This is a genomic window from Azospirillum sp. FG154 (genome assembly GCF_057809575.1).
Genome location: NZ_JBMDKF010000006.1, coordinates 155,573 through 178,723 on the forward strand (window position 1 = coordinate 155,573; position 23,151 = coordinate 178,723).

Annotated in this window: 29 protein-coding genes and 1 tRNA gene; 3 read left to right on the plus strand and 27 right to left on the minus strand. The window is 62.7% G+C overall.

Annotated features, from left to right (window positions below; translation table 11 throughout):
* Positions 1-9 precede the first annotated feature (9 nt).
* On the minus strand, positions 10-1,347 hold the full coding sequence (gene aroA, locus ACODS4_RS09360; protein ID WP_488862942.1) for a 3-phosphoshikimate 1-carboxyvinyltransferase: 1,338 nt from the start codon (positions 1,345-1,347) through the stop codon (positions 10-12).
* A 206-nt stretch (positions 1,348-1,553) separates the two neighbouring features.
* Between aroA and ACODS4_RS09365 the strand changes: the two genes are divergently transcribed.
* Together ACODS4_RS09365 and ACODS4_RS09370 are read left to right on the plus strand one after the other, a co-directional pair.
* Positions 1,554-1,937 carry a TIGR02300 family protein gene (locus ACODS4_RS09365; protein WP_488862944.1) on the plus strand — a complete coding sequence of 128 codons (384 nt, stop codon included), beginning with the start codon at positions 1,554-1,556 and terminating at the stop codon, positions 1,935-1,937.
* 138 nt (positions 1,938-2,075) lie between these two features.
* Positions 2,076-2,151 (plus strand) — tRNA-Ala (locus ACODS4_RS09370).
* 111 nt (positions 2,152-2,262) lie between these two features.
* Here ACODS4_RS09370 and ACODS4_RS09375 read toward each other — a convergent pair.
* The 7 genes from ACODS4_RS09375 to ACODS4_RS09405 form a co-directional block, all read right to left on the minus strand.
* Positions 2,263-3,153 carry a tyrosine-type recombinase/integrase gene (locus ACODS4_RS09375; RefSeq protein ID WP_488862946.1) on the minus strand — a complete coding sequence of 297 codons (891 nt, stop codon included), beginning with the start codon at positions 3,151-3,153 and terminating at the stop codon, positions 2,263-2,265.
* A 41-nt stretch (positions 3,154-3,194) separates the two neighbouring features.
* The gene (locus ACODS4_RS09380) at positions 3,195-3,584 is read right to left on the minus strand and encodes a helix-turn-helix domain-containing protein (protein WP_488862948.1); all 390 of its coding nucleotides are present in this window, start codon (positions 3,582-3,584) and stop codon (positions 3,195-3,197) included.
* 93 nt (positions 3,585-3,677) lie between these two features.
* Positions 3,678-5,834, minus strand: a complete 2,157-nt coding sequence (locus tag ACODS4_RS09385) for an AAA family ATPase (protein WP_488862950.1) — start codon at positions 5,832-5,834, stop codon at positions 3,678-3,680.
* On the minus strand, positions 5,835-6,110 hold the full coding sequence (locus ACODS4_RS09390; protein WP_488862952.1) for a hypothetical protein: 276 nt from the start codon (positions 6,108-6,110) through the stop codon (positions 5,835-5,837).
* Positions 6,107-7,084, minus strand: coding sequence for a metallophosphoesterase family protein (locus tag ACODS4_RS09395; RefSeq protein WP_488862954.1), 978 nt, complete (start codon positions 7,082-7,084; stop codon positions 6,107-6,109). Before ACODS4_RS09395 ends, ACODS4_RS09390 begins: the two co-directional genes overlap by 4 nt.
* A gap of 26 nt (positions 7,085-7,110) precedes the next feature.
* A complete protein-coding gene (locus ACODS4_RS09400; RefSeq protein WP_488862956.1) occupies positions 7,111-7,656 on the minus strand; it encodes a 3'-5' exoribonuclease domain-containing protein in 546 nt (181 codons plus the stop codon).
* Positions 7,641-8,084: a hypothetical protein gene (locus ACODS4_RS09405; protein ID WP_488862958.1), complete on the minus strand. Its 444-nt coding sequence runs from the start codon at positions 8,082-8,084 to the stop codon at positions 7,641-7,643. Before ACODS4_RS09405 ends, ACODS4_RS09400 begins: the two co-directional genes overlap by 16 nt.
* An 845-nt stretch (positions 8,085-8,929) precedes the next feature.
* Here ACODS4_RS09405 and ACODS4_RS09410 point away from each other — a divergent pair.
* Positions 8,930-9,886 (plus strand): hypothetical protein, encoded by a 957-nt coding sequence (locus ACODS4_RS09410; RefSeq protein WP_488862960.1) that lies wholly within the window; start codon positions 8,930-8,932, stop codon positions 9,884-9,886.
* A gap of 62 nt (positions 9,887-9,948) precedes the next feature.
* Here the strand turns inward: ACODS4_RS09410 and ACODS4_RS09415 are convergent, their stop codons facing one another.
* From ACODS4_RS09415 to ACODS4_RS09505, 19 genes are all read right to left on the minus strand, one after another.
* On the minus strand, positions 9,949-12,612 hold the full coding sequence (locus tag ACODS4_RS09415) for a DNA polymerase (protein WP_488862962.1): 2,664 nt from the start codon (positions 12,610-12,612) through the stop codon (positions 9,949-9,951).
* Complete coding sequence (locus tag ACODS4_RS09420; RefSeq protein WP_488862964.1) at positions 12,602-12,889, minus strand: hypothetical protein; 288 nt, start codon at positions 12,887-12,889, stop codon at positions 12,602-12,604. The genes ACODS4_RS09415 and ACODS4_RS09420 overlap by 11 nt, the downstream gene beginning before the upstream one ends.
* A 7-nt stretch (positions 12,890-12,896) precedes the next feature.
* On the minus strand, positions 12,897-13,655 hold the full coding sequence (locus ACODS4_RS09425; RefSeq protein ID WP_488862966.1) for a hypothetical protein: 759 nt from the start codon (positions 13,653-13,655) through the stop codon (positions 12,897-12,899).
* 172 nt (positions 13,656-13,827) lie between these two features.
* Positions 13,828-14,535, minus strand: coding sequence for a hypothetical protein (locus ACODS4_RS09430; protein ID WP_488862968.1), 708 nt, complete (start codon positions 14,533-14,535; stop codon positions 13,828-13,830).
* Between the two features lie 89 nt (positions 14,536-14,624).
* Positions 14,625-15,527 carry a helicase-related protein gene (locus tag ACODS4_RS09435; protein ID WP_488862970.1) on the minus strand — a complete coding sequence of 301 codons (903 nt, stop codon included), beginning with the start codon at positions 15,525-15,527 and terminating at the stop codon, positions 14,625-14,627.
* A gap of 4 nt (positions 15,528-15,531) precedes the next feature.
* Entirely contained in the window at positions 15,532-15,960 is a 429-nt protein-coding gene (locus tag ACODS4_RS09440; protein ID WP_488862972.1) for a DEAD/DEAH box helicase family protein, read from the minus strand.
* On the minus strand, positions 15,950-16,579 hold the full coding sequence (locus tag ACODS4_RS09445; protein WP_488862974.1) for a hypothetical protein: 630 nt from the start codon (positions 16,577-16,579) through the stop codon (positions 15,950-15,952). Before ACODS4_RS09445 ends, ACODS4_RS09440 begins: the two co-directional genes overlap by 11 nt.
* Positions 16,576-16,737 carry a hypothetical protein gene (locus ACODS4_RS09450; protein WP_488862976.1) on the minus strand — a complete coding sequence of 54 codons (162 nt, stop codon included), beginning with the start codon at positions 16,735-16,737 and terminating at the stop codon, positions 16,576-16,578. Before ACODS4_RS09450 ends, ACODS4_RS09445 begins: the two co-directional genes overlap by 4 nt.
* The gene (locus ACODS4_RS09455) at positions 16,721-17,449 is read right to left on the minus strand and encodes a helix-turn-helix domain-containing protein (RefSeq protein ID WP_488862978.1); all 729 of its coding nucleotides are present in this window, start codon (positions 17,447-17,449) and stop codon (positions 16,721-16,723) included. The genes ACODS4_RS09450 and ACODS4_RS09455 overlap by 17 nt, the downstream gene beginning before the upstream one ends.
* Positions 17,450-17,693: 244 nt before the next feature.
* Positions 17,694-17,915, minus strand: coding sequence for a KTSC domain-containing protein (locus ACODS4_RS09460; RefSeq protein WP_488862980.1), 222 nt, complete (start codon positions 17,913-17,915; stop codon positions 17,694-17,696).
* Between the two features lie 67 nt (positions 17,916-17,982).
* Positions 17,983-18,741: a hypothetical protein gene (locus ACODS4_RS09465; protein WP_488862982.1), complete on the minus strand. Its 759-nt coding sequence runs from the start codon at positions 18,739-18,741 to the stop codon at positions 17,983-17,985.
* A 171-nt stretch (positions 18,742-18,912) separates the two neighbouring features.
* Positions 18,913-19,104, minus strand: coding sequence for a hypothetical protein (locus ACODS4_RS09470; protein WP_488862984.1), 192 nt, complete (start codon positions 19,102-19,104; stop codon positions 18,913-18,915).
* Positions 19,101-19,859 carry a hypothetical protein gene (locus tag ACODS4_RS09475; RefSeq protein WP_488862986.1) on the minus strand — a complete coding sequence of 253 codons (759 nt, stop codon included), beginning with the start codon at positions 19,857-19,859 and terminating at the stop codon, positions 19,101-19,103. The genes ACODS4_RS09470 and ACODS4_RS09475 overlap by 4 nt, the downstream gene beginning before the upstream one ends.
* 10 nt (positions 19,860-19,869) lie before the next feature.
* Positions 19,870-20,895: a hypothetical protein gene (locus ACODS4_RS09480; RefSeq protein WP_488862988.1), complete on the minus strand. Its 1,026-nt coding sequence runs from the start codon at positions 20,893-20,895 to the stop codon at positions 19,870-19,872.
* Entirely contained in the window at positions 20,892-21,293 is a 402-nt protein-coding gene (locus ACODS4_RS09485) for a ribonuclease H family protein (protein WP_488862990.1), read from the minus strand. The genes ACODS4_RS09480 and ACODS4_RS09485 overlap by 4 nt, the downstream gene beginning before the upstream one ends.
* Before the next feature lie 123 nt (positions 21,294-21,416).
* On the minus strand, positions 21,417-21,839 hold the full coding sequence (locus ACODS4_RS09490) for a hypothetical protein (RefSeq protein ID WP_488862992.1): 423 nt from the start codon (positions 21,837-21,839) through the stop codon (positions 21,417-21,419).
* A 138-nt stretch (positions 21,840-21,977) separates the two neighbouring features.
* Entirely contained in the window at positions 21,978-22,226 is a 249-nt protein-coding gene (locus tag ACODS4_RS09495) for a hypothetical protein (protein ID WP_488862994.1), read from the minus strand.
* Between the two features lie 33 nt (positions 22,227-22,259).
* Positions 22,260-22,598, minus strand: a complete 339-nt coding sequence (locus ACODS4_RS09500) for a DUF3768 domain-containing protein (protein WP_488862996.1) — start codon at positions 22,596-22,598, stop codon at positions 22,260-22,262.
* A 20-nt stretch (positions 22,599-22,618) separates the two neighbouring features.
* The gene (locus ACODS4_RS09505; protein WP_488862998.1) at positions 22,619-23,143 is read right to left on the minus strand and encodes a hypothetical protein; all 525 of its coding nucleotides are present in this window, start codon (positions 23,141-23,143) and stop codon (positions 22,619-22,621) included.
* Between the last annotated feature and the right edge of the window lie 8 nt (positions 23,144-23,151).

Here is a 23,151-nt window from a genome sequence, read left to right on the forward strand (position 1 = left end):
TCATGGTGGTCAGACCTCCGAAATCTTCGCGCCCAGCCCGTTCATCAAATCCACGAAGCCGGGGAAGCTGGTTTCGATGAAGGCCCCGTCATCGATTTGGATCGGTTCGGCGGTCGCCGCGCCCAGCACCAGGAAGCTCATGGCGATGCGGTGGTCCATCGCCGTGGCGATCAGCGCCCCGCCCTTGGGCGGCTCCCCTGTTCCATGAACGGTCAGGCTGTCGTCGGCTCCAACCTCCAGCGCGACGCCGCAGGCGGTCAGGCCGTCGGCGACCATGGCCAGCCGGTCGCTTTCCTTCACCCGCAGCTCTTTCAGCCCGAGCATCACCGTGGTCCCTTCCGCGCAGGCGGCGGCGGCGGCGAGCACCGGGTATTCGTCGATCATGCTGGGGGCGCGGTCGGCGGGCACCACCACGCCGCGCAGGCGGCTGTGCTTGACCCGCAGATCGGCCACCGGCTCGCCCGCTTGATCGCGCTGGTTCTCAAACGTGATGTCGGCGCCCATCTCGATCAGCGTGTCGTACAGGCCGGTCCGGCGCGGGTTCATCCCGACGTCCTTCAACACCAATTCGGAGCCAGGCCGCAGCAGGGCCGCGACCACGGGAAAGGCGGCGGAGCTGGGATCGGACGGCACATGGATCTCGCGCCCGGTCAGCTCCGGCTGGCCGATGACGGTGACGGCCAGCGCCCCATCCTCTTGCCGTTCGGTCGTCACGGTCGCGCCGAAATGGCGCAGCATGGTTTCGGTGTGGTCGCGCGTCGGCTCCGCCTCGATCACCGTGGTGGCGCCAGGGGTGTTGAGACCGGCCAGAATGATCGCCGACTTCACCTGCGCCGAGGCGACCGGCAGGCGGTAGGTGATCGGGGTCAGGCGGTCGCTGCCGACGACGGTCAACGGCAGTCGCCCGCCCGAACGCCCGACGAAGCGCGCGCCCATCTGCTCCAGCGGCGTGGTGACGCGCGCCATCGGGCGCTTGTTGAGCGAGGCGTCGCCGGTGAAGACGCAGGTGATCGGGTGGGCGGCGACCAGCCCCATCAACAGCCGCGCGGCGGTGCCGCTGTTGCCCATGTCCAGCACCTGGGCCGGTTCCTGCAAGGCGCCCAGCCCAACGCCACGCACCCGCCACACCCCGTCGGAGTCGCGGTCGGCCTGTGCGCCCAGCAGCCGCATGGCCGCCGCCGTGTGCAGCACGTCTTCGCCCTCCAACAGGCCGTGGATGACGGTTTCGCCGACGGCGATGGCGCCCAGCATCAGCGACCGATGCGAGATCGACTTGTCTCCGGGCGCCCGGACGGCGCCGACCAACGGGCCGGAGAACGAGGAACGCAGCGGTTTTGCCTGCGACATGGGGGAACCCTCAGGGCATGGGGTGGGTGTTTGGCCGCAGTACCTAGCACAGCGCCGCGCGCGACGCGAGAGCGGCGCTTTTCCCTTGGGGCGGGCGGAAAAGAGCCGAGCGAAGCGGGCGTCGCAGGTTTTTTTTGACAAGCGTTCCAAGGCGTGGCAAAGGGCGCAGCTTGAGATTCCCTAAGATTTGTGACGGAGGACGTGGCGTGGCCAAACCCGAATGGGGCGTCAAGCGCATCTGCCCGAGCTGCGGCGCTCGCTATTACGACATGCGCAAGGACCCGCCGGTCTGCCCGAGCTGCGGCGCGCAGTTTGATCCCGAGGCTTTGCTGAAGTCCCGCAAGGCCCGTCCGGCCCCGGCGGATGACACCAAGAAGGTCGCCGTCGTCGAGGACGAAGAGGTCGAGGTCGAGGATCCCGAGGCCGCCGAGCTTGAGGGCGTCGAGGACGACGTGTCGGTTGACGACATCGAAGAGGCCGCCGACCCGGTCGAGGACGAGGACGACGTTCTGATCGAAGACACGTCCGAGCTGGGCGAAGACGACATGGACGAAGTCGTCGTCGAGGGCGAGGACGAAGAGGAGCGCTAACCCCGCTTCCCTGGTGATGGCGGGAGGGGTCAGGAAAAAAACGCGATGCCCCGAATTTTTCGCTTGCATCACACCGCTCCCTGGCTAATATCCCGCTCCACCGACGCCGGTCAGAAACGACCGGCTCCCAGAGACAAAGGGGCCATAGCTCAGCTGGGAGAGCGCTACAATGGCATTGTAGAGGTCAGGAGTTCGATCCTCCTTGGCTCCACCAAATAAAGGCCAGCAATCCCAAGGGGTTGCTGGCCTTTTCTCTTTTCGGCCAGCGCTGCATATTTGGCTTGGGATACGCACGGGATACGCAGCGCGCTTTGGATACGTCGGTTCATCTCTCCACGCCCAGCGACGGTCGAACCAGCTTTTGGAGCTGGCGCACGAAATCGTCCGTGAACTGCCGGGTTTCCGACAGGTAGGACGGGTCGTATTTGGCGTAGATTTCGGTCGTCGAGCGACCGGGCTTGCGGTGGCCGAGCTGACCGGAAACATGCCAGTCGTCCACTCCGGCGGCGCGGGCGTGCTTCGCCATGGTGTGGCGGATCGACTTCGCCTGGAGCCAGTCGGGCAAACCTTGCGTGCCCTGGAGGTCCTGGAAGAACCCGCGCACCGAGGCGACCTTCCGACCGTAATAGTTCACGATCTGGTGGTCCGAGTGCTTCAGGAATTCGGTGATGAAGTCCGGCATCGCCACGACGGGCCGGTACTTCTTGGTCTGCCCTCGGCCCTCCGGGTTCAGGGCGATCCGTCGAGAGTCAAAGTTCACCTGATCCCTGGTGAGGTCGAAGATCGCGTCCGGTCGCGCCCAGGTGGCGATGCCCACCAGGATGAACATGAACAGGTGATCCCGTCCGGGAACCTTGGCGCCGTTGGGGGTGAACTCATGGGTTCGGTTGATGATGGTGGCGAGCTGCTGCATCGTCAGCGCCCGCTCCGGCGGCTCCGGGCACTTCACGCTGAAGACGAAGGGGACATCCGTCACCTCCTGGTATTTCTTCGCGCGGTTCAGGGCCGACCGACCGTCCGCCAGGATGCGGAAGATGTAGCCGTTCGACCAACCCTTGGCCTGCATCCATCGGATGAAGTCGTCCTGCCGCATGGGGGTCAGGTCGGCGATCATGGCGTTGCCCCAGAACTCCCCCCACACCGCGAGGCTGTTCTTCACCGCCTGGGCGCTGGCGATCTTGGAGGCGTGCTTCTCCCAGTGGGAGAGGAAGACCATGGAGAGCGGGGTGACGTCGGGGGTTTTGTTCGGCGTGACCTTCAGTTGCTCGACGCGGTGGTTTGTAACCCACTCGGCGAGGAGGACTTTGGCCTCTTGAAGATCTGTTGTGCCAGGGAGAAGGAGTGATCGGCGAGTTTGTCGGACCTCGCTGTCATACCAAGTGCGGAAGATTTGGCCGGTGTGGCTTTTGTCTCTCGGGTGCCAGGAAAGCCAGAACCCGTCGAGTTCTCCGAGTCGTTCTTGTGGGGACATGGGTCGATCCGCGAGTTGAGGATGTACGCCTCGACCTGATCGGGGGCGATGAAGACGCGCCCTCCGAGTTTCACGAAACCAAGCCGCTTGCGTTCACGCTCCCGCCGCACGGTCTTGACCGTGCAGCGCAGCAGGGTGGCGACTTCTTGTTCAGTGAGGAGGTCGAAAGTGGGCATGAGGGGGCACTCCCAGACGACAGGGGTTTCCCCCATCATCCGCGCAGCGGCGTTTCAGGCGAGGTGAGGTTGGGTTTGGGGTGCGGCCCTAAATCAGGCGGCGATCCCCAGGTCGATGTTGTTGTCGGCGTCGAACGGCTTGTGCGAGACGACGATGACCTGCCCGACCGTCTCGGTCAGGCGGGCCAGGGCTTCGGCGGTGCAGCCGGCGCGGTCCTTGTCCATGCTGGCGTCCAGCTCGTCGCCCATGAAGACCGAGAAGACCCGGTTGGTCAGGACCAGACCCAGGGCGACCCGAAGCGACAGGTTGGCGACCGCCTTGCCGGACCCCGACAGGGTGTTGACCGGCTGGCCGTCCACCTTGATGTCGAAATCCTCGTCCACGAGGATGCTGGTCCGCTTTCCGCCGGTCATCTGGCCGATCAGGAGGGAGGCCACCTTGTTCAGACTCGGCAGGAGATACGCCTTCACCCGGACGCGGAGGTCGGCGACCGCCTTCTTGGCGTTGGACCAGTGTTCGGCCGCCGCGCGGGCCGCTTTCAGGTTGGCCGCCCCCTGCTCATACTGGGCGTGGGCCTTCTCGAAGGCGGCGACCTCCCGCTCGAAGATCGCCCATCGCTGGTGGGCGTCGCGGAGTCGGGCCAGGGCGGTTCCGGTGTCGCCGAGGGCGTCCAGCCGGAGATCCTTCGCGACCCGCTCCGTCAGCCAGACGCCGTGCCGCTGGACGGCGACCTCCCAGACGGCGCGGTTGGCGTCGTGGCGGCGGCGGGCGGCGAGGTCCGCCGTCCGGTCGGGCAAGGCGACGAAGCGGGCGGCGATCCCGGTCATCTCGGCGACCAGACTCCGCTTCCGGTCGGCTTCGGCCAGGGCGTTGCGGGCCAGCCGGAGGGCGGCTTCCGTCACCCTCGGCATCAGGGCGTCCGGCACGGCGGCGAACTGGGCGCGGAGGTCGGCGCTGTCCGTCCAGGCGGTGAGCGCGAGCTGTGCCTTCTGGTAGGTCAGCTCCGGCACGTCCGGCTTGGGCGCATCCGGCACGTCGGCGTATCGGGCGCGCAGCTCGGCGCTCGCCTCCCAGGCGTCGATCACCCGCAGATCGGGGCGACGGGCGGGCCGCGCCGTCTCGGGCGCGTCCTTCACCCGGTCCCACGCCGCGTCGTCGGCCCATTCATGGCCGCATTTCGGGCATTGGCTCAGATGTTCGGTCAGCTTCTGGCGCTGAATCCAGAGGTCGTATGCGTCCCATTGGGCGAGAAGCTGGTCGCAGTCGGCGCGGCTCATCGTCGGCTCGACCAGCCCGGCCAGGGCCTTGCGCTTCTCCTCCGACCGATGGAAGGCGGCCCAGGCCGACAGCCCGGCGGCGATCTCGGCCTCGGTCAGGGTCGGAGCGACCAGCCCGGCCAGGGCGCGGGCCTTTTCCTGGGCGCGGTGGAAGGCCGTCCACCCGGCCTCGGCCAGGGCGATCTCGTCCTCGGCCAGGACGGCGTCGGGGATGGCGTCGGCCTGCGTCTTCAGGCTGGCGACCTGAAGGGCGAGTTGCTGGCGTTCATCGACCAGGGACTGGAGTGTTGTCGCGCTCTCCGGGCCGGGGGCGACCGGCTCCGGCGGCACGGTCGGTTCGTTGCGGATCCAGGCCAGCAGCTCGATCCGCTCGCGCTCGTCCGCCTCGGCGGCGGCGACCATCGCGGCGGTGACGGGCGCGCCCTCCGGCGGCTCCGGCTGGGTCGGCTGGACCAGCAGACGCTCCAGCGTGTCGGCCTCGCGGGTGAAGCCGAGGGCCTGATCGCCGCACCATTTGGTGATGTCGTCCAGCACCGACAGGCCGATGGTCTGGTCCACCGCCTTCTTCCGCTCGGCGGGCTTCATGGCGCCCAACGCCTCGATCTGGCCTTGGGCGCAGAGGTTCGCCATACCGAACACGGTGTGGTCGTAGCCCAGGACCCGGACGATGGCGGCGTTGACCGGCTTGGTGCCGGTCGCCAGCTCGGCACCGTCGCGCAGCAGCAGCGCCTTGGCGCCCTGGCGGGTGACGCGGTAGGGAACGCCCTTCACCGCGAAGCCCAGCTCCACGAACAACCCGTCCGGTCGGCTGCCCCGGAGGGCGACGGCGCCGAACAGGGCGTAGGAGACCATCTCCAGCAGCAGGGACTTGCCGATCTCGTTCGGGCCGGTGATGCAGGTCAGGCCGGCGGCGAACTCCACCCGCCGGTCGGCGTGGGTGAAGCAATTCTTGATGTGCAGGTGATGCAGCATTCACACCTCCAGCAGCGTGTGGATGGACGCGAGAATTCTCGGGTCTCCCGTCTGGGCCAGGGCCGTCAGCAGCCGCGCGGATTGGCGCATCTGGTTGGCGAGGAGGCGGCGGTTCTCGACCTCGCGGTTGTTGGCGTCGAGGAGGTCGGTGACGCGGCGCTCCAACTGCGCGACCCGCTGGCGGGCCTCGTCGCGTTCACGCTGGGTGGCGGCGAGGTGCTGAAGGGCATCGTCGATGCCGCCCTCGCGCAGGGCGGTGAAAAGGGCGCTCATCATTCGGTATCCTTCAGGCGGGTTTCGAGATAGCGGGTCAGGACCAGTGCGGCGATGTCGTCGGGCACCCCGGCCTCACCGAGGGCGCCCTTGAACAGCCCCTCCATGTCGAAGCTGTCGAAGGCGACGGTCAGCGCCTCCGGTTCGCCCTCCTCGGTGATCCGCCGGGTCGTGAGCTGGAGGCAGTCGAGGTCCGGCGGCGCCTCGCCCGGCTTCAGGTCGAGGCGGACGCATGTGTTGATGAACCGCTCCGGCTCGCAACGCTCCAACTCGGCGAGCGTGAGCGTCCGGTACAGCGGCTCCTGGTCATCGGCGTCCTCGCCATGGGCGAAGGGCTGCATGGAGCCGATGATGGTGACGGTCACGCCGTTGATCCGCTCGACGCGGGCCTTGTGGTCGTGGCCGGTGAAGACCCGGACGTTCGGGCGCTTGGACAGCCACGCGACCGGCAGGACATTGTGGGACTGGCGGGCGACGTCGATGATGTCCCAATGGCCGAACACCGCCGCCACGTCGTCCGGCACGTCGGCGATCATCGCCTCGGCGGTGACGAACGGGTCCCAGGGGCAGAAGGCAAGCCCGGCGATGATCCTGGCGGACTGACGGACGACGTGAAGGTTGGCGATGTCCTGGACCAGGGCGGCGAACAGGTCGAAGGCCGAGCGGACATCGGCGTCCCGGCTGCCGTCATGGTTGCCCATCAGGATGATGTACCGGGTGTGCGGGCGGATGGTGGCCGCCGTCCGGTAGGCCATGGCGGCGTCGAGGATCACACCGAAGGGGACGACAGCCTTGTCGAACAGGTCGCCGACGCAGACGTGAAGGTCGCAGTCCTTGGCGAGGCTGGCCCGGAAGTCCCGCCAGACCATCGCCTCCCGCTCACCCCGGCGGTGAAGCGGCACGCCGTTGACGAATGTCTTGCCCAGGTGGGGGTCGCCAAGCGCCTCCACCTGGAGACCGTTGATCTCCAGACGCATGTCTGTCTCCAGGGGACGGAGGGGGATTACGGAGTGGCGTCGAGCGCCTTGAACAGCCAGTCGATCTGCATGATGCAGTCCACGATGGCGTCGTGTGCTTGATCGGTCGGGGCTTGGTCGATGACCGGGATGTCGTCGGGGAAGCAGCGGCCCCGGATGAACGCCTTCATGTCGTTCACGTTCCGGTAGGAGAAGGGCATCCCGGTGTCGTAATCGGTGCCGTAGGAGGCCAGGAACATGAAGTCGAAGGCGGCGTTCTTGGCCCAGAAATAACGGTCGTCGATCTTCGCGTGGTCGGCGTTCACCCAGTGGAGGAAGGCGTGCGTTACAGCGCGCGGGTCCTGGGCGTTGAACAAGATGCGCTGGAAGATCTCCTGGTTCTGGGTCTGCCACCAGCGGCGGGTGTCGTCGTCCCAGAAGCGCCAGCCCGGCATCCGCAGGCACATGTTGAACAGACCGTCATGGTCGATGGTCCGGGCCACCGGGTCGAAGCGAACGGCGGCGATCTGGAGAATGGCGGCGCGATCCGGGCGGGTGCCGGTTGTCTCGATGTCGATCATATAGTGCGGCATGGGATCTCGACGGCATGGGGGTGCAGCTCGGTCCAGGACAGGGACCGGCGGGGGTGGGTCAGAACGACGCAAGCGGGGAGACGGAACCAGCGGCCTTCGGTGGGGTGCAGGCGGCGGACGAAGAATTCGTACCGGCCACCGGCCACGATGATCCGCTCGGCGCTGCCGAGCTGGTGCGGCGCGATCAGGCCGAAGGCGAAGCCGGTCGGGTGGGCGCTGGACTTCACCTCGGCGTAGCTGGTGACGCCCTGGTGGGTAAGGAGGTAATCGGAGGGCTGCTTGAAGGCGGCCAGCGCCTTGCCCCGGTTCAGGCCCCGGAGGTCCTTGTTGTCCCGGAAACGGAGGAGGTGAGCGGCCTTGCCCTGGCTCTGCCAGTGGCGCTCGAACTCGTCTTCCGCCTGGGCGCCGGTGTTGGTGCGGGAGGACATGCTGGCCCTGGGCGTTGTGGATGCTGTGGAAACATCCTGCCCAGGGTTTGGGAGAGTGGGGAGTGGGGACCGGGTTAATGGTGCGTCACTAAGGCGTCTGCCAACAATGTTGAAAGGTGTTTTTCTTGATTACTGTTTGATCGCTCTGTGGTATTAATTAACCTGAATCGATAACATTAAAGCGCTCCTTTGATGACGAAACCCATCCGAACAAGAGAGAGTGATTGGCATCATCTCCTTATAGAACGTGGATGGGTAGTCTTTCCACGGGGAAATTGCTCTATAAATAGGCCAACGTTGCATGAGATTGAGGATGTCCTGGGAGTGCCTTGTGTTCAAGGTCAACACCTTGTGCCGAAAAGCTCCAATGAAGCACGGCCAAACACTCTCTCATCAATATTTGGTCTAGAAAAATTCCCAATTCATACGGATTTCGCTACAAAGTCTATTCCTGCAAGATACATAGTATTAATTTCCCCGCGAGGCAGAAGGGTGAATACTATTGTATATGACGGCAATGATTTAGTTGTGTCATTTCCAATTAAATATCGCGAGAGTTTGTTTTCGGTCTGTTGTGGGCGTTCTTCCTTTGTGTCTCGGCTTGTTCAAAATTTTAACGGAAAATTATTATTGAGATACAATCCTTCTATAATGAAGCCACTGAACTGGCAAGCAAGAGAAATCGCAATCTACGTTGACTTGAATATGAGGGCTTCAATCGAAATTGACTGGAGCAAATATGTATGTGCTATAATCGACAACTGGAGATGCTTGCATTCAAGGGAGGAAATTATGGATAGAAGCGATAAACGTGGTCTTTGGCGGTTTGCAATGGGAGTGATGGGATGACCTGGAGCGCGGAAAAATACTTCACAAAAGCGCAAACTTATTGGGAGAGGGCTGCCGCAGTTGAGCGAGAGTCTGACCAATTTTTGCTGAATGTTGCCTTTTCATGCGAATTTATAATAAGGGGGACCATAACGTCAGTTAATCCTGCTCTAAACGCTTCGAGCGATAGTGATAGCATTCTGTATGCAAGCGGAATACCTTCGCAAAGCCCTCCCAAGACTATTGAACTTCGGCAGGCACTGGATCGTTTGCAAAAGATAATACCCGAATTAACAAAATCAGAAGTGGAGAAGGTTGCTCTGCTTATCGACACCCGTAATCAGGAACTTCATGGGGATACTCTGGAGTTTGCGCAAATTTCTTCAAAAAATATAATGCCAAGCATATATTCTTTCATCGTGAAGTCTTGCGCTAAAGCCAATCAGGACATTAATATTCTATTAGGTGAAGAAGAGGGAAAGCAGGCCGCTGATGTTGCCAAGGCAATAGCTAGAGACAGAAACGCTAGGATGAGAGATTGGATCAGACTTCATAAGGATAGATTTTTCAGTTTATCTCAAGAAGATCAAAGAGATCTGAGAGAAAAGGCTAAAGTGGACTTCGAGTCCGCAGTGTTAAAGAATAAGATGCATGTCAAGAAAGAAAAGTGCCCGTCCTGTGCGGAACTTGGATTTCTCGTAGGATCTACTGTGGGGGAAAGTTCTCCTATTCTAAAAGAAAAAATAATAATTAAGCAAGTTAGGGTTTCTCCAATATCTTTTGTCTGCAAGTGTTGTAATCTTAAAATTAATGGTCTGGATGAACTCATATCATCTGGCTTCCAACATGAGTTCTATACAGTTGATGACCTAGATCCTATCGAGCTATTTGACATAGATCCTATGAATTACATAGACATAGAAGAAATTGCTAGAGAGTATGGGAGTGATATGTATGATTACCAAGATGAGTAAATCTCTGGTAAGCTTCGGTGCAATGAAGGTAAGAATCACATTCTTAACATACCGGCACTTCGTCACTGTAAAATAATGTGTGAAATCAACCTATCCACATGCTCTTCGTTTAGAGTTGTGCCCCACTTCTCCCTCGGCAACCAATCGACCTTCGGCGCCTCGTCCAGTTCGATCTGCCCCTTCGGCGCCTTCACGGCGTCGAAGGGTTCAAAGGTCTTGCCCACCGACACCGTGCAGTGCAGCGGCAGGGTTGGGAACAGGTCGGGGTGGTCGCACATGATCTCCCGGCTCAGGCGGATGTAGTCGTGCAGGTGCTTGACCTTCACTGAGGCCACGACCTCGTCGTGGATCGGGGCGATCAGCCGGAACCAGCCGGTCGCCCGCGCCTCCCTGTGCAGCCGGACCAGGGTGCGCTTCATCATCGCCGCGCAGGTGCCCTGGATCATCGCGTTGACCGACTGGTTCCAGGCCCGGCGTTGGATCGCCGACAGCAGCTTGGCGAAGAAGTCGTTCGGCCCCTTCTGGGTCAGGTGTTGGCTGAACTTCTGGCGCATCGCCGTGGCCCAATGGTCGGTCGCCTCGAAGCGCACCCGGCGGTGGCCGTCCGGGAGCTGAACGTAGCCGTGGCGGCGGGCGAAGGCGATCAGGTCAGTGCGCCACGCCTCGGCGGTCTGGAAGCGGTTCCGGTAGCGGTCGGTTGCTTCCCACATCTGGTCGGGCGACCAGCCCAGCCGCTCGCCGACGCTGGACAGGGCGCCTGAGTACCAGTAGTTGAAGTTGCTGCCCTTGCCGACCTCGGTGCGCCAGTATTTCTTGGCCTTGGCCGGGTCCATCACCTCGCCCGCCCGGTTCATCAGGATGCGCGGGTTGATGGCTTGGACGGCGGCCACGTCCATGCCGTCGAGCGCCTTCAGCAGCTCCTCGGTCATCTCGGGAATCACGACGGCCAGGGCGTCGGCGGCGGCGCCCAGATGCAGATCCTCGTAGGGAAGCTGGCCGAACACCCGTTTGAATTCGGGGTCCTGGGACATCTCGCCAATCGTGACCAGCTCGATGCTCGACCAGTCCTCGGAAACCTGGACCTCACGGTCGTTGTCGGCGAGGAAGAAGCCCCGGACGAACACCGACTCGCCGCGCTTGGCGAGCTGCTGCCCGTTCGGGGTCTCCATCGCCATGCGCCGGGTCGCCAGCTTGGAGGAGATCGTCGGGTAGACGCGGCCCGTTTCCGGGTCGCACAGCATCAGGTACGGCTCGATGTAGAGTTTCGAGCGCTGTTCGATGGAGGCCAGGGCCGACAGCCCGGCGATCACCGCCAGCTTGGCCGTGGTCTCCGGGGTTTCGCCCTCCTCCTTGATCCGTTTCTGGAGGCGGATGACCAGCTTGCCCCGGCAATCGGCGTCGGACTGGACCTTGCCCTGGATGACGATGGGCTTTTCCCGGCACAGATCGTAGAGGAGCGCCCTTGCGGTCTGCCAATAGGTGAGGTTCAGGGCGCCCTTGGTCTTGGCCCCCGACCAGCCCTCCGACATCGACCCGGCGAGCCGCGTCACCTCGGTGCAGTCGTCGGCGCTGTCGCCCAGCGCGACCCAGCTTTCGATGGCCCGGCGTTTCTTCGCCCAGGATTTCCGATACCAGCTCTCCTGCGTCGTCAGCCGTTCGTGGGGGTCGTCCGGGAAGGGGAGCAGCACGGCGCAGGCGGCGCGCAGGCGGCGAAGAACCTTGGCGGTCTCGACCCGCTCGACCAAGCGGCGGGCCTCGACGGCGGGATGGTTCAGGCGCCAGCCCTGGTGATTCATGTCGGCGAAGACCTCGACCGCCGGCAGTTCCTGGGTGAAATACGCCTGGGCGGCCTGCGGGTTGTCCCGCAGCATGAAGTCCAGCAGCCGGTGGTACAGCTTCAGGCACCAGAAGGCGTCCTCGGCCCCGTATTCCGAGACCTCGGCGCCGGTGAGCTGGCCCATATGGACATTCTCGCCCAGGGTTTCCGCGAAGCTGGACATTTGGTGGCCGAACCAGGACTTGACCGCCTGCTTCAGGCCATAGCCCCAGGCGATGCCGTGGACCAGACCGTTGTAGGAGTAGCTGGCGTCGCTCTCCTTGCCGACGATCTTGGCGAACAGCTCGGCCTGCGGCGTGGTCATCTCGTCGCCGTAGCTGTAGGTCCTGAACAGCGTCTGGGCGTCGGACAGCAGCGGCCGGACGGGGGCGAAGTCGGCGGCGTAAAAGCGGTTGAGGTCGTAATTGTCCGGCCCGTAGGCGGACACCGCCATCTGAAGGGTGCAGATGTAGCGGGTCACGTCGTAGCCGAGCGCGGCGCGCATCATCACCCGCTCGAAGGCGGCGTTGTGGATCACCCAGTAGCCGGTCTCGGGCCGGGCATCCAGCACCCCCTTCACCTCGGCCCAGGTCAGGCGGTTCTCCACGTCGGCGTGGGCGAGGTTGAAGTAGAAGGCGTAATCGGCGCCGTCCGGGTGGAGCGACAGGCCCGTGACGGTGGTGCGACGGGCGTCAAAGACCAGCTTGCGGTTCTTCGCCTTGCGCCCGTCGCCGTCGCACCGCATGAAGCGGTTCAGCCCTTCGTGCCGGTCGGCGTCGTGGGTCTCGATGTCGAGGCCGGTCAGCGCGGCCTTCGACACGAGGTCGATGATGACCGGCTTCAGGACATGGATGTTCTTGCGGTCCACCAGGACCGTCTTGCAGGGGGTGATGGATCCATCAAGCGGCATTCATGGCCTCCACAACCACGAGCGGGTTGTCCGTGTAGCAGAAGACCTCGGTGAACCCTCGGTCGTGGTAGAAACGGAGCAGCACCCCGCCGTTGATCGTGCCATGGGCGCGGACTGAGCCGACTGTGTGACGGCGCGAACAGGCGCGGGTGACGCCGAAGGCCACCTTCCTGACCTCATCCATGTCGAGGAGGCGGTTCAGGGGTTGCCGCATTCCCTTCTGGATGGTGCTGTGGTCGCCGGTCCGCTTCGCGTTCAATCGCTTGATGCGGGACATCGGGGCCTCACATGAGATACTGGGCGAGCATGGTGTCCACGGCGTCCGGGTCGTGCCGCCCGGCGACAAGGTGCTGGTTGACCAGCTCGGTTTCGATGGGCAGGAAGCCGACCAGCCGGTAGAGGGCCTGGAAATGGGCCGGGTTGGCGGCCATGGCATTCTTGCATTTGGGCGGCAGATCGACCGGCGGCGCGGCGTCGAAGGGGGCCTCGAACCAGTCGCGCAACGCCGCCTTGTCGCAGCCCTCCCAGGTCTTCACCCCGAAACCAGGCACGCCCTTGATGTTGTCCGAAGGGTCGCCGACCGTCGCCTTGTAGAGGCGGATCAGGTTCGGCTGCACATCCTTCAGGGATTGGGCGGTGACGGTGATGCGGGGGATTTGTTCGAGCTGCCGGATGTCGGCGTCCCGCGTCACCACCTCCACCGTCTGCTGGTGCTGGACCGCGTAGCGGATCGCGAGGTGGGCCATCACGTCGTCCCCCTCATAGCCGGGAACGATGCAGGAGAAGGCCGGGGTCAGCCTCACCATCTCCTGCCAGAGACGCATGAACGCCTGCACGTCCTCGGTCGGCGGTTCGCGGTTGGCCTTGTAGTCGGGATAGATGTCCCGGCGCTTGGCGTTGCCCGCCGGGTGGTCGAACACCCAGATGTCCAGGACGCCGTGGGGGTTGGCCGCTTCCAGATACAGGTTGCGCAGGCAGAACCCGGTGGTGTCGGTTTCCAGGCGCTGGCGGACGACGAGGTTGCCGTCGTAGATGCGGATCATCTTACGGCTCCCGGATGAGGTGATCGTGAACCCAGTCCCCTGTTTGCCGAGCGCCTATGAGGTGCAGAACGGCCATGAGGGGATGGGCAAGGAACGAGTGCCAGAAGTGAGAGGAGATCATCGGCAACTCCACCGTTGAGGCGGGGCCTTGCGACCCCGCCCGGTTCCGCCCTTACTCGCCGTCCTCTTCCCACTCGCCGGCCAGCTTGTAGATCAGGCTGCCCCACTTGCCCTTGGTGTTGGTCTTCAGCTTGTGGGTCAGCTCGACCTTGATGCGGGTCAGGCCCTGGGCCTTGGCCTGCTGGACCAGCGCCTTGAAGTCCTTGGCATTGGTCACGCTCGGGCTGAAGCCGATGACGGTGCCGGCCTCGACCACGTTCTTCTTGTGGTCCTCGGCCGACTCGACCACGGTCATCGGGATTTCGTAGGAGATGTACTCCGACCCCGCCTTGGCCGGATCGGCGGCGGCGATCTGAAGCGTCTGCGCCCAGGAGCCGCCGCCGACCGTGAGCACGCGGTCGTAGGAGCGGCCATATTTGGCCGGGTTGCCCCACGACACGCCGTAGAACGGCTGGACCTCGGTGATGTCGATGCCGACGACCAGCTTCTCGTGGAAACCGACCTTGCCGACCTGGATGGCGCTTTCGGTGAGGTTCAGATACGCCTCAACCGCCATGCCGGTCATCTCCAGGGCGTCGTCCATGGAGAGGCGCTTGCCCGGCTGGACCGGGGCGAGGGCGTGGGTGTTGGCGACGGCCGGCACCGCCGTGGCGGCGGCGGCTTGCGCGGCGGCGGCCTGGGCGGTCGCCTGTTCGCCGATCTGGGCGGCGGCCTGATTGACGGAGGCCAATGCGGCGGCGACGGGATCAAGGGCAGTCATGGCATCCTCATGGGATTGGTGATGAGCCAAAAATAAAGCCGCCCACCGGGCGGCTCCATCTCAACCATATTTAGACAATCGTCAGTAATTCAGCCTGACAGGCTGTAGACCTCACGGGTGGGGTCAACCGCCTGGGCTTCCCTGGACTTCCGCTCTATGATCTTGAAGATGCGGCTGTCGATGCTGTCCTTGTACTGGAGCACCCGGATCAGCAGCGGCTTGTCGCGCTTCCCCCGAAGCCCACGACGGTAGGCTTGGAAGAAGCTGCTGTCCTGGTAGTCCATGCTGGTGAAGGTCATCTTGTCCAGATGGCTCCAGTTGAAGCCAACGGCGGCGACCTTCGGCGAGCACACCACCATGTCCAGCGCCCCGGCTCGAAACGCCCGGTCGATCCGGTCGCGCTCCGGCCCTGAAACATGGCCGTTCATGACCGCGACCTTCCGCCCGCAGGATTCGGCCAGCTTGGCGATGCGCTCCTGTTCCGGGACGAAGGTGGCGAACACGGCGAGGGACCCGCCCTCGGCCATGTGGGTTTCCAGGGCCTCGTCCTTCCCGGTCTTCTTGTCCTTGCACGCGAAGATTTCTGGAGCGGCGAGAACTTGCCGGGCGCGAAGCGCGAACACGGGCGGGTGTCCGGCATCGACGTAACGATCCTCCAGCTCGATCATCGCCTTGTCGTGCAGCTCCTTGTAGAGAGCGGCCTGACCGGGAGCCATGGCGACGAGCTGGGTCTGGATGATCTTGGCCTCCTGGCCGTAGACCTCGGCGAAGCTGTGCCGCCGGGAATGCTTGTTCAGAATGGCCGACAGCCGATCCGGGTTCTTCCAGCCGGTGAGCGCGCCGAAGTCGTCATGAATGGCGTGCCAATTCATGAAGCCCTGGAGCGTGCCGTAATAGCGCGGCTCGACCACATGGATGGCGGGGTACGCCGACGAGTAGGCGCCGTCGATCAGGGTGCCGGTCAAGCCCAGGAAGCGGTCCATCTTCTTCATGGACTTAAACCAGCCAGCCAGCCGTGCGGGCGCTGTCGGCGGTCTTCCAGTACATGTGGATTTCGTCGGCGACCATGGACTGGAGACGGGGTTGGTGCTCCTTCAGGATCGGCCACTCCCGGCCCCACATGTCCGCCCCCATGAGCCAGACCTTGGCGTCCCGCTGGTACTGTTTCTGGCGCTTGGCCGGGGCGCCTTCGACCATCACGATGTCGTCGGGCTTGAAGTTGGAGAAGCGCAGCAACTCCTCCCGGTTCTTTTCCATCAGCGAGAGAGGCTGAACCCACACGGATTGCTGCTGCTGTTCGTGCCAGCACCAGTAGGTGAAGACGCAGGCGGTCGGGGTCTTCCCCGTGCCGGGGTCCGACAGGTTCAGCGACCGCTTCTGTGTGATGTGGAAGGCGACATCCTGGACTTGGTAATCACGTAACATCCTCTCCTCGCATCCATCGGCCGAGCAACCAGCCCCCGACCTCTTCCCACGGAAGGTCCGGGTACTCGGGTGGGGAAAAAGTGACACGGTTGACGAGCGGCATACTGGCGATGATTTGACCGACAAGGACGAGCCGTCGCGGCAGGGGGGTGGAGGCGCTGACCAACCGCTGCACATAGGGAGTGTGCCGGGGTTCGATGCCGGTCAGCACCAGGGGCTGGATGTTGGTGGTCTCCAGCTCCGGCAACCACTCGCTGGGCTTCCTGGCCCAGAAGGGTTTGATGAAGCCGGAGACCGGGCTGGTCAGCCGCGCCAGGAGGGAAACGGCCGGAATGATCCGACCGTCGTCCACGAAATAGGTGACGGCCACCCCCGGCTTCGGGCGTGGCGCCATCTCCTGGATCAGAGGGTCGTTGCATATCCCAGTATGCTGGATTTCCCTTGCGCCGGTCGGCCCGATCAGCTTTATCGTGTGATTGCACCCACACTTCCTGATCGGGCGAACCGTGAAGGGAGAGACCAAGGACAGGCCGAGAGCGTTGGACGCGCCTTCGGTCTGTTCAAGGAACCAAATGCCGCTGGCATTGTGGACCCCCCAATGAGAAACGACCTCCGTCATCGTGACGGATACCTTCGGGTGATGTGCTTCAGAATGGTCGGGTTCTTTTCCATCAGCACGTAGGTGTCGAAGGTGTCCCGGCCAAGTTTGTCGCGGCGCAAGTTCAAGGTCTTGACAAACAACCAGAATTTCTCGGCCACTTTACACACGCTGTCCAAGCATTCCCTCCTTCTCCCGGTGAAGGTGATCCGTCACCACCTTTCTGATTTCGATGTTGAGCGCCCCGCTTTTGTCGCGGACGTGACACCGCAACACTTCCTCGGGGGAGACCAGCATCTTGGTCAGAATGACGTCGGAGACCTCTTCTTTCAGGCGGTCAACCGGCACCCGGAGTTTGACGGAGAGGGCTTTCTGGGCGTCCTTCGTCATGCGTTCCGCCACCGTCCCCAGGCCAAGGGCCTGGGCGATGCGTTCCAACTCGTGAAGGGTGGGACTGTGGGTTCCGGCGATGATCTGCCGGAGCCGGGCGTCAGTGATGCGGGCCAGGATGGCGAAGTCCGACTGGCTCACGGTGCTGTCGTAGAGCCAGCGGATGGTCTGGCCGAGACGGGTGTGATGCGGGTCGATGGGCGGGAGTTCCGCGTGCGGTTTCCTTTGCTTGGATTTGAGGGTGGAGATCACCGCCGCCGATGCGGCCTTCACCATATCGACGGTGTTCGGGGTGCAATTCAGTTCTCGGGAAATGTCTTGTTTGGACACCCCCCGATCCAGCCGCTCTTGGATCTGGACGATGAGCTGATCGGCGCGTTCGACAACGCCCGGCCCACACCCCCAGGTTCGCATGATCTCCGGCTTCGTCTTGCCGGAGAGGATCATGTCCACAAGTTGCTGGTCACGGTGAGGCTTGTTCTCGTCAAGTGGGCGGGACATAACTACTCCTTACCGTGATACCGGACCCTCTCTTTAGAGGGTCCGGTTCAACGATGGCGGGGCTTTGTTTCCCCATCTTCCTAAAGTTCTTGAAGTACCCCTAACGCTATAGAGTTAAGAAGGCTTCGGAAACTATGTCCGCGCCCGAAGTTCTGTCAACTGTGGCCGGGGTAAGCCTCGGTTGAAATCTTTTTTACTTTTGACGCAGGATTTGAAAGTCAGATCTTGATGACCGTTGAGCCAGTCATGCCACTTTTTCAGACCGATGGACGGCCTTTATGTTCTGGTTCAGGAACTTGCCTTTGCTGTCGGACGTCATGAGTTCCTGATAAATCTCCGGTGGAACATCATGATAGACATAAAGTGTGTTCGCTTTAAAGGCGACATACAGCTTGTTCTCGCCATCGTCATAACCCACAGCCGTGAGGTTCGACGATTGAACGGGGATGAGATCGGGTCTTGACATAATGTTATCTCCCTTCGACAGAAACTTGCGTTTGCTTGAGGGGGCGAACATACGGAGCGTGGTGAATTTAGGCCGTAGCCCCCAAGCCGGGTGACTTCGTGCTCTTGTCGAGCGACTGGACCAGGAGCGGAGCGCCCGAGATCGGGCAGTAGGCTCGCGCGCCATCCCAATAGAGTTTCCCCTGTCCCCGATCCGCCGGGGTCCGGGAGACCGGATACTGGTCCAGCGGGCGGGTGCCGGCGCCGACGCCGAACCACGCCCCTTGATGGAACTCGAATCGGTGATTGAACTTCCCCTCCGGGAGGACGAGGGCGTTCTCGTTCTCGAACAACCGGGTCTCGTCATCGACCTCGACCGCGAACGGTTCGAGCAGGTTGTCGCCGTCCTTGAACACCAGAAGCGCAAACCAGCGGCTTCCCACGCCGAACACCAGATGCAGCAGCGGGACATCAAGCAGGTTGTGGCGGTCTGCTTGGCTGTTGTGGAGAACCGCCTCCCCGTCATTCCCCGCTCCCCGGAGAAACCCATGGGTTTCAACCTCGGAAAGCAACTCTGCGGCGAAAGGAAGCTGGTGGTTTACCTTTAGGTGGGCAGGGAGATCGTTGATCCAGGAGGCGAGAAACCCGTAGGCTCCCATGTTCAACTCTTGCGTTGTCTTCCAATAATCATCGACAAGTGTTTGCAGATCCGGGGATCGTGAGCACCGTTTATCCAGGAACTCACAGATATTCAATTCCAATCCGATCTGTCCGGCATCGCTAATCTGAATGGAACTTGGACGTTTTGATGTGTTGCTGAGAAATTTAGACTGAATGAGATGAAGCATAGAGGGTTTCCTCGCACAACGGAGGCCGGACAAAGACCTCTCCGTTTGTCGGACAGGGAGTGACGCCCAGCCCACAACGAGCACAGGGCGCCGGAGCAAGGGCTATCATATCCAGAACCATCCGCAAGACTCCCTCTCGCGCTCCGTTAAGAAATCAGAAACCTTGTGCGGTCAGCGCGGCGCGGCGCGCCGGACGTTCTGGTTCGCTGTCAAACTCGGGGGAACCACGGTCAGTCCCGGTTGGAGCGACTGATCCACCGGGTAGACCGCCGGGCACAGCGCGTGCCCCGTCTCGATCCGGCCATGCTGGACCAGGACAACGCTGTCGCCGTCCTGACGCTGGTAGGTGCAGACGATGGTCATGCCGCCCTCCCCGTAAACCTGTTGATGGTTTCGCGAGCGTCAGCGATGGCCGCGCGGGTGATATCCCGCAGGCATTGCCGGACATAGGTGAAGTTTGGGGCGTCGGTGATGCCCCAAAGGCTGGCGCTGCCGAGTTCGATGTCGCGCTCGGCGTCGAAAACCGTGGCCTCGACGCCGCAGACCAGGGTCTCCCCTTTGACGATGGCCTTCACAAGGTCATCACCGAACCGATAGCCGTCGAAGTGGTTGTCTTCGACCAGCGTCTGGACGACACGGAAGCGCCCAATCTCGAAGGTCCGCCACACGACGTGGCTGGGGTCGCCGAACTGTCCCTCCTTGTCCGTCACGAACCAAGCGGGGTTGCAGTTTTCGAGGAGGCTGTAACCGTCCGTTTCCAACCGGCGGCTGATCGTTTTCACATCCTCATCAATGGCATCGACCAGATCGGACCACGCCTTGCGCTCGAACGCCGAGCCGTCGCTCTCGACCGGGACATCCTCGGCGTCCACGCTCATGGAATTCCAATGGGAATAACGACCGGAGTGCCGGATGCGGATCGACGGCCCGGTCTTCTTGATGACCCGCGTGATGGCCGCCTTCTGCGGTCCGGCCAGCAGACGACCGGCGACCTTTTCCAGATCGACCCGCGCCTCGAAGGCCATGCCGTCGCCCTGGCTGTAGCCCAGCGACCAAGTGACATCGGTCGGCTCGTAACCGACCGCTTCGAGTTCACGCCTGAAATATTCGGAAAGCATGGAGTTCTCCTCAATACCAGGAGCCGACAAGCGGGAATCCCGTGACCGGACAATGGGCGGTGGAGGTTTCGCGGTCGAAATAGACGACGCCCTTGCCCCGATCCTCGGGGTCTTCCGACCAATCATACTCATCGAAGGCCAGCAGCTTGGCCGGGTGCTCGTTGCCGCACGGGTAGAGGGAGGAGCCGCTGTTGTCGCTGTCCCAGGTGATGTTCCACGGGTCGATCAGCGTCTTGGCCGGAATGCCGGGCAGTTCAGGCTCGCCGTGGTCGGACAGATACTCGTCCCGCTCCTCCTTGTTGGGATTCGGGCCGAGCGTGACGCGGGCGTTGTCGAAGATGCTTTCCCATCCGTTGCCGTTGCCGACATCGAAAGCACGGGGCCGGGTGTAGCCGCCGCGCACGTCGCACCCGCCATGGATGAACAGGAAGCAGCAGACATCCCCATAGCCCAGGCTGAACATCGTGTATTGGATGGTCTGGGAAAGGGCGTCTTCGCCGTTGTAGGTGTTGTGGGTGAAGCCCGCCCGGCTGTGGTCGAGCGGATCGGGGAGATGCTCGTGTTCCTCCAGCGCCTCATACAGGATCTCTTCGATCCGGGTCTGGAATTCCCCGTCCCGGCGCCGACTTTCGATGAACGCCTTCAGTTCGTCGTCTTCGTTCACCACGAAGCGATCGACCAGATCGAACCAGGACCGCGCCGCGTTCTGCGTCTCGACCCACGCGAAGAAGAAAGCGTCGAGTTCGTGGTTGATGTCGAGCCGGTCCTTCAGCCAGTGGAAGACGTCGATGGTGATGGACACCTCTCCCGTGGTCTCGCCCTCCCGCAGGTAGAACTCCGTCTTGGCCGCAGGTTCGGCCTCGAACTCGGCGAGGCCCTTGTTGTGGTTGCGTTCCCAGTTCCGGCCATAGGCGCCGCCGCTGTCCAGGAAATGGCGGCCGGTGTTCTCGGTGAGCATGGAGACAAGCACCTCGGCGGTGGTCTCCTTCGCCGGAGGCGGCCCCGGCGGGCTGGAAACATGGGTGGTCAGGCTCATGGTCTGAGGCTTTCGGCGGCGGCGCGGGCCAGTTGGTCGGCGCGCTCGTTGAAGGGGTTTCCCGCATGGCCCTTGGTCCAGACCCAGCGCACGTCGGTCATGCGCCGGGCGTGGTAATCGACGGCCTGCCAGAGATCGGCGTCGCGGCGGCGCTGAACGCGGGACAGGGCGTGGTTCAGGACCGGCCGGCAATCGGTGGTGATGACCAGCTTGGCGCCGTCCGGCAGGGTGGACAGCGCCACCAGGGTGGCGGTCAACTCCATGCGGTAGCTGTCGCCCTGGGGTGCGGCCCCGGACTGCTCGTAGGTCTGGCCGCCATAGAGCCAGACCACCGCCCACCCACCCGGTCCTTTGGGAAAGCTGGAGCCGTCCGTGAAGGCTTGCACCCAGTCATGCATGGGTGGGGTTGCTCCTGTTGTGGACAGGCAAAAGAAAAGCCCGCCGGGGGGCGGGCTTCCAGACGCGGTGGGGTTTGGGGAGCTTCGTTAATCCTGACGTGACGCTCCCGACCGGCGCGCCGATCAGGCGGCGGCGTTTTCCGCCGGGACCGGCTCGGCCTCCGGTTCGACCGGAACCGGGGCCGGCAGCAGGCTGGACTTGAACCCCTCGATCAGCGCCGCGCGCTGCGCCTTGTAGTCGGCTTCGATGTCCTTGTGCTTTTCCTCGGTCGCCGCCGTCAGGTCGTTCAGGTTCTCGACCAGCCCCTTGAAGCTGCGGCGAGCGGCGTTGAAATCCTCGAACGAGGCGTCGGCCTTCAGGATGTTCTCGGGGTTGACGTAGAAGCCCTCACCGGCCGGGCTGCCCTGGATGCCCGCATACTCGCCGGCATTCTCGATCTTGACGTAGGTCCGCTTGCGGGCCTCGCGGTCGATGGAGGCGTAGGTGACGCCCTTCAGAATGTTGGCCGGGTCGAAGGAGATCAGAAACTTCTTGGCGGTGGACATGATTCTGGGTTCCCTGGCGTTGGGGTTTGAAAGAGAAAGGCAAACGATGACTGTGAACAGTCACCGTGTTCTTGGAGTCAGGTGAATTTGCATTAGGGAAATGCCGAAGTCTCGGCGAAGAGAGTTATTGATTGCTCTCTAACCCGCCAGCTTGGACAGGTTGACGATCAAGGCGATGAGGGCGCCCAGAACGGTGATCGTGGCGACAAGGGCGCCGCCGATCCACAGCTTCAGGTCACGCAGCAGGTCGCGCTTGGTCGTGTCCAAGTCCTGCTTGGTCGCCAGATCGCCGGACAGCGTGTTCAGGGTGCGGGCCATGCCTTCCGCCTGATCTTTGGAGAACCCAGAGATCTTAAGGTCGGTGGCAATGGCGAGGGTGTCAAGCATGGGCTTCTCTCCCCTGCTGATTTTTGCGGCGTCTCAATATTCCTCGGCCAGCATGATGGTGAGGACGCGGATCGTCTTGTCCGGGTCGCGCGGATCTTCAGAGGCGAACTCCAGGTTCAGATCGTAGTAGTCGATCTTCCAGAAGAACGTCTGGTCGTCGATCTCGAACGAACCGAAGTCGTGCTCTCCGTAAGGGTCGTTGTCCTCCGTGAACTTGGAGAAGGTCCGCACCCTGGTGTAGACCTGGGCGATAGTGGTCGCCGACAGGGCAAGCACGCCCTGGGTGACGGTGCAGGCGCCGAGCGTCTTCGGCACAAGCGGAATGAGGGCGCGGAGTTGATCGTTCAACGCCGCGATGGTTTGGTTGCTCATGATTCCTCCGTGTTTCAGGATCACGCCGCGTCCCGGACCCGGTGTCTGCGGCACAAAAGCTCGTAGTAGTCGCCCCAGGTGGACAGCTCGAAGCGGTCCTGTTCGGTGTCGTAGACGATGGTCGCCGAGTAGGTGTCGCCCGTGTTGACGTAGACCGCAGCGGTGTTGCCGAAGTAATGGTCGATCCTCACCCCCTCGACGCCGATGGGTTCGGTGCCGTGCCCTTCGATGATCTCGTTCAGGGCTTCCAGGATCAGGTCATGCTCGGGCGGCGTGCTGTAGCAGCGGGCGGCATACGCCTTCACCGTCTCGAACGTCGTCGGCTTCAGCGTTCCATGAAGGAGGTCGCGGATTTGTTGGGCTTGGGCTTCATCCAGGTGCGGAAAATGCGCCAGGAGACGCCGTATCGTTGGTGCGCGGTACATCGGATCTCCAGTCGGCCACAGGTTGCCGTCCGGTTCGGTGGGTGGAGTGTCGGGGAGGATCGGGCCGCGTTCGATCAAGTCGAACAGGCGGCGGCTGATCTCTTGGCGAGACAAGGACATGCCGAGGA

Coding starts and splice junctions, on each gene's coding strand:
- aroA (WP_488862942.1), bottom strand. CDS start 1,347: ATGTCGCAGGCAAAACCGCTGCGTTCCTCGTTCTCCGGCCCGTTGGTC.
- ACODS4_RS09375 (WP_488862946.1), bottom strand. CDS start 3,153: ATGGTCTTCCTCTCCCACTGGGAGAAGCACGCCTCCAAGATCGCCAGC.
- ACODS4_RS09380 (WP_488862948.1), bottom strand. CDS start 3,584: ATGCCCACTTTCGACCTCCTCACTGAACAAGAAGTCGCCACCCTGCTG.
- ACODS4_RS09385 (WP_488862950.1), bottom strand. CDS start 5,834: ATGCTGCATCACCTGCACATCAAGAATTGCTTCACCCACGCCGACCGG.
- ACODS4_RS09390 (WP_488862952.1), bottom strand. CDS start 6,110: ATGATGAGCGCCCTTTTCACCGCCCTGCGCGAGGGCGGCATCGACGAT.
- ACODS4_RS09395 (WP_488862954.1), bottom strand. CDS start 7,084: ATGCGTCTGGAGATCAACGGTCTCCAGGTGGAGGCGCTTGGCGACCCC.
- ACODS4_RS09400 (WP_488862956.1), bottom strand. CDS start 7,656: ATGCCGCACTATATGATCGACATCGAGACAACCGGCACCCGCCCGGAT.
- ACODS4_RS09405 (WP_488862958.1), bottom strand. CDS start 8,084: ATGTCCTCCCGCACCAACACCGGCGCCCAGGCGGAAGACGAGTTCGAG.
- ACODS4_RS09410 (WP_488862960.1), top strand. CDS start 8,930: ATGACCTGGAGCGCGGAAAAATACTTCACAAAAGCGCAAACTTATTGG.
- ACODS4_RS09415 (WP_488862962.1), bottom strand. CDS start 12,612: ATGCCGCTTGATGGATCCATCACCCCCTGCAAGACGGTCCTGGTGGAC.
- ACODS4_RS09420 (WP_488862964.1), bottom strand. CDS start 12,889: ATGTCCCGCATCAAGCGATTGAACGCGAAGCGGACCGGCGACCACAGC.
- ACODS4_RS09425 (WP_488862966.1), bottom strand. CDS start 13,655: ATGATCCGCATCTACGACGGCAACCTCGTCGTCCGCCAGCGCCTGGAA.
- ACODS4_RS09430 (WP_488862968.1), bottom strand. CDS start 14,535: ATGACTGCCCTTGATCCCGTCGCCGCCGCATTGGCCTCCGTCAATCAG.
- ACODS4_RS09435 (WP_488862970.1), bottom strand. CDS start 15,527: ATGAAGAAGATGGACCGCTTCCTGGGCTTGACCGGCACCCTGATCGAC.
- ACODS4_RS09440 (WP_488862972.1), bottom strand. CDS start 15,960: ATGTTACGTGATTACCAAGTCCAGGATGTCGCCTTCCACATCACACAG.
- ACODS4_RS09445 (WP_488862974.1), bottom strand. CDS start 16,579: ATGACGGAGGTCGTTTCTCATTGGGGGGTCCACAATGCCAGCGGCATT.
- ACODS4_RS09455 (WP_488862978.1), bottom strand. CDS start 17,449: ATGTCCCGCCCACTTGACGAGAACAAGCCTCACCGTGACCAGCAACTT.
- ACODS4_RS09460 (WP_488862980.1), bottom strand. CDS start 17,915: ATGTCAAGACCCGATCTCATCCCCGTTCAATCGTCGAACCTCACGGCT.
- ACODS4_RS09465 (WP_488862982.1), bottom strand. CDS start 18,741: ATGCTTCATCTCATTCAGTCTAAATTTCTCAGCAACACATCAAAACGT.
- ACODS4_RS09470 (WP_488862984.1), bottom strand. CDS start 19,104: ATGACCATCGTCTGCACCTACCAGCGTCAGGACGGCGACAGCGTTGTC.
- ACODS4_RS09475 (WP_488862986.1), bottom strand. CDS start 19,859: ATGCTTTCCGAATATTTCAGGCGTGAACTCGAAGCGGTCGGTTACGAG.
- ACODS4_RS09480 (WP_488862988.1), bottom strand. CDS start 20,895: ATGAGCCTGACCACCCATGTTTCCAGCCCGCCGGGGCCGCCTCCGGCG.
- ACODS4_RS09485 (WP_488862990.1), bottom strand. CDS start 21,293: ATGCATGACTGGGTGCAAGCCTTCACGGACGGCTCCAGCTTTCCCAAA.
- ACODS4_RS09490 (WP_488862992.1), bottom strand. CDS start 21,839: ATGTCCACCGCCAAGAAGTTTCTGATCTCCTTCGACCCGGCCAACATT.
- ACODS4_RS09495 (WP_488862994.1), bottom strand. CDS start 22,226: ATGCTTGACACCCTCGCCATTGCCACCGACCTTAAGATCTCTGGGTTC.
- ACODS4_RS09500 (WP_488862996.1), bottom strand. CDS start 22,598: ATGAGCAACCAAACCATCGCGGCGTTGAACGATCAACTCCGCGCCCTC.
- ACODS4_RS09505 (WP_488862998.1), bottom strand. CDS start 23,143: ATGTCCTTGTCTCGCCAAGAGATCAGCCGCCGCCTGTTCGACTTGATC.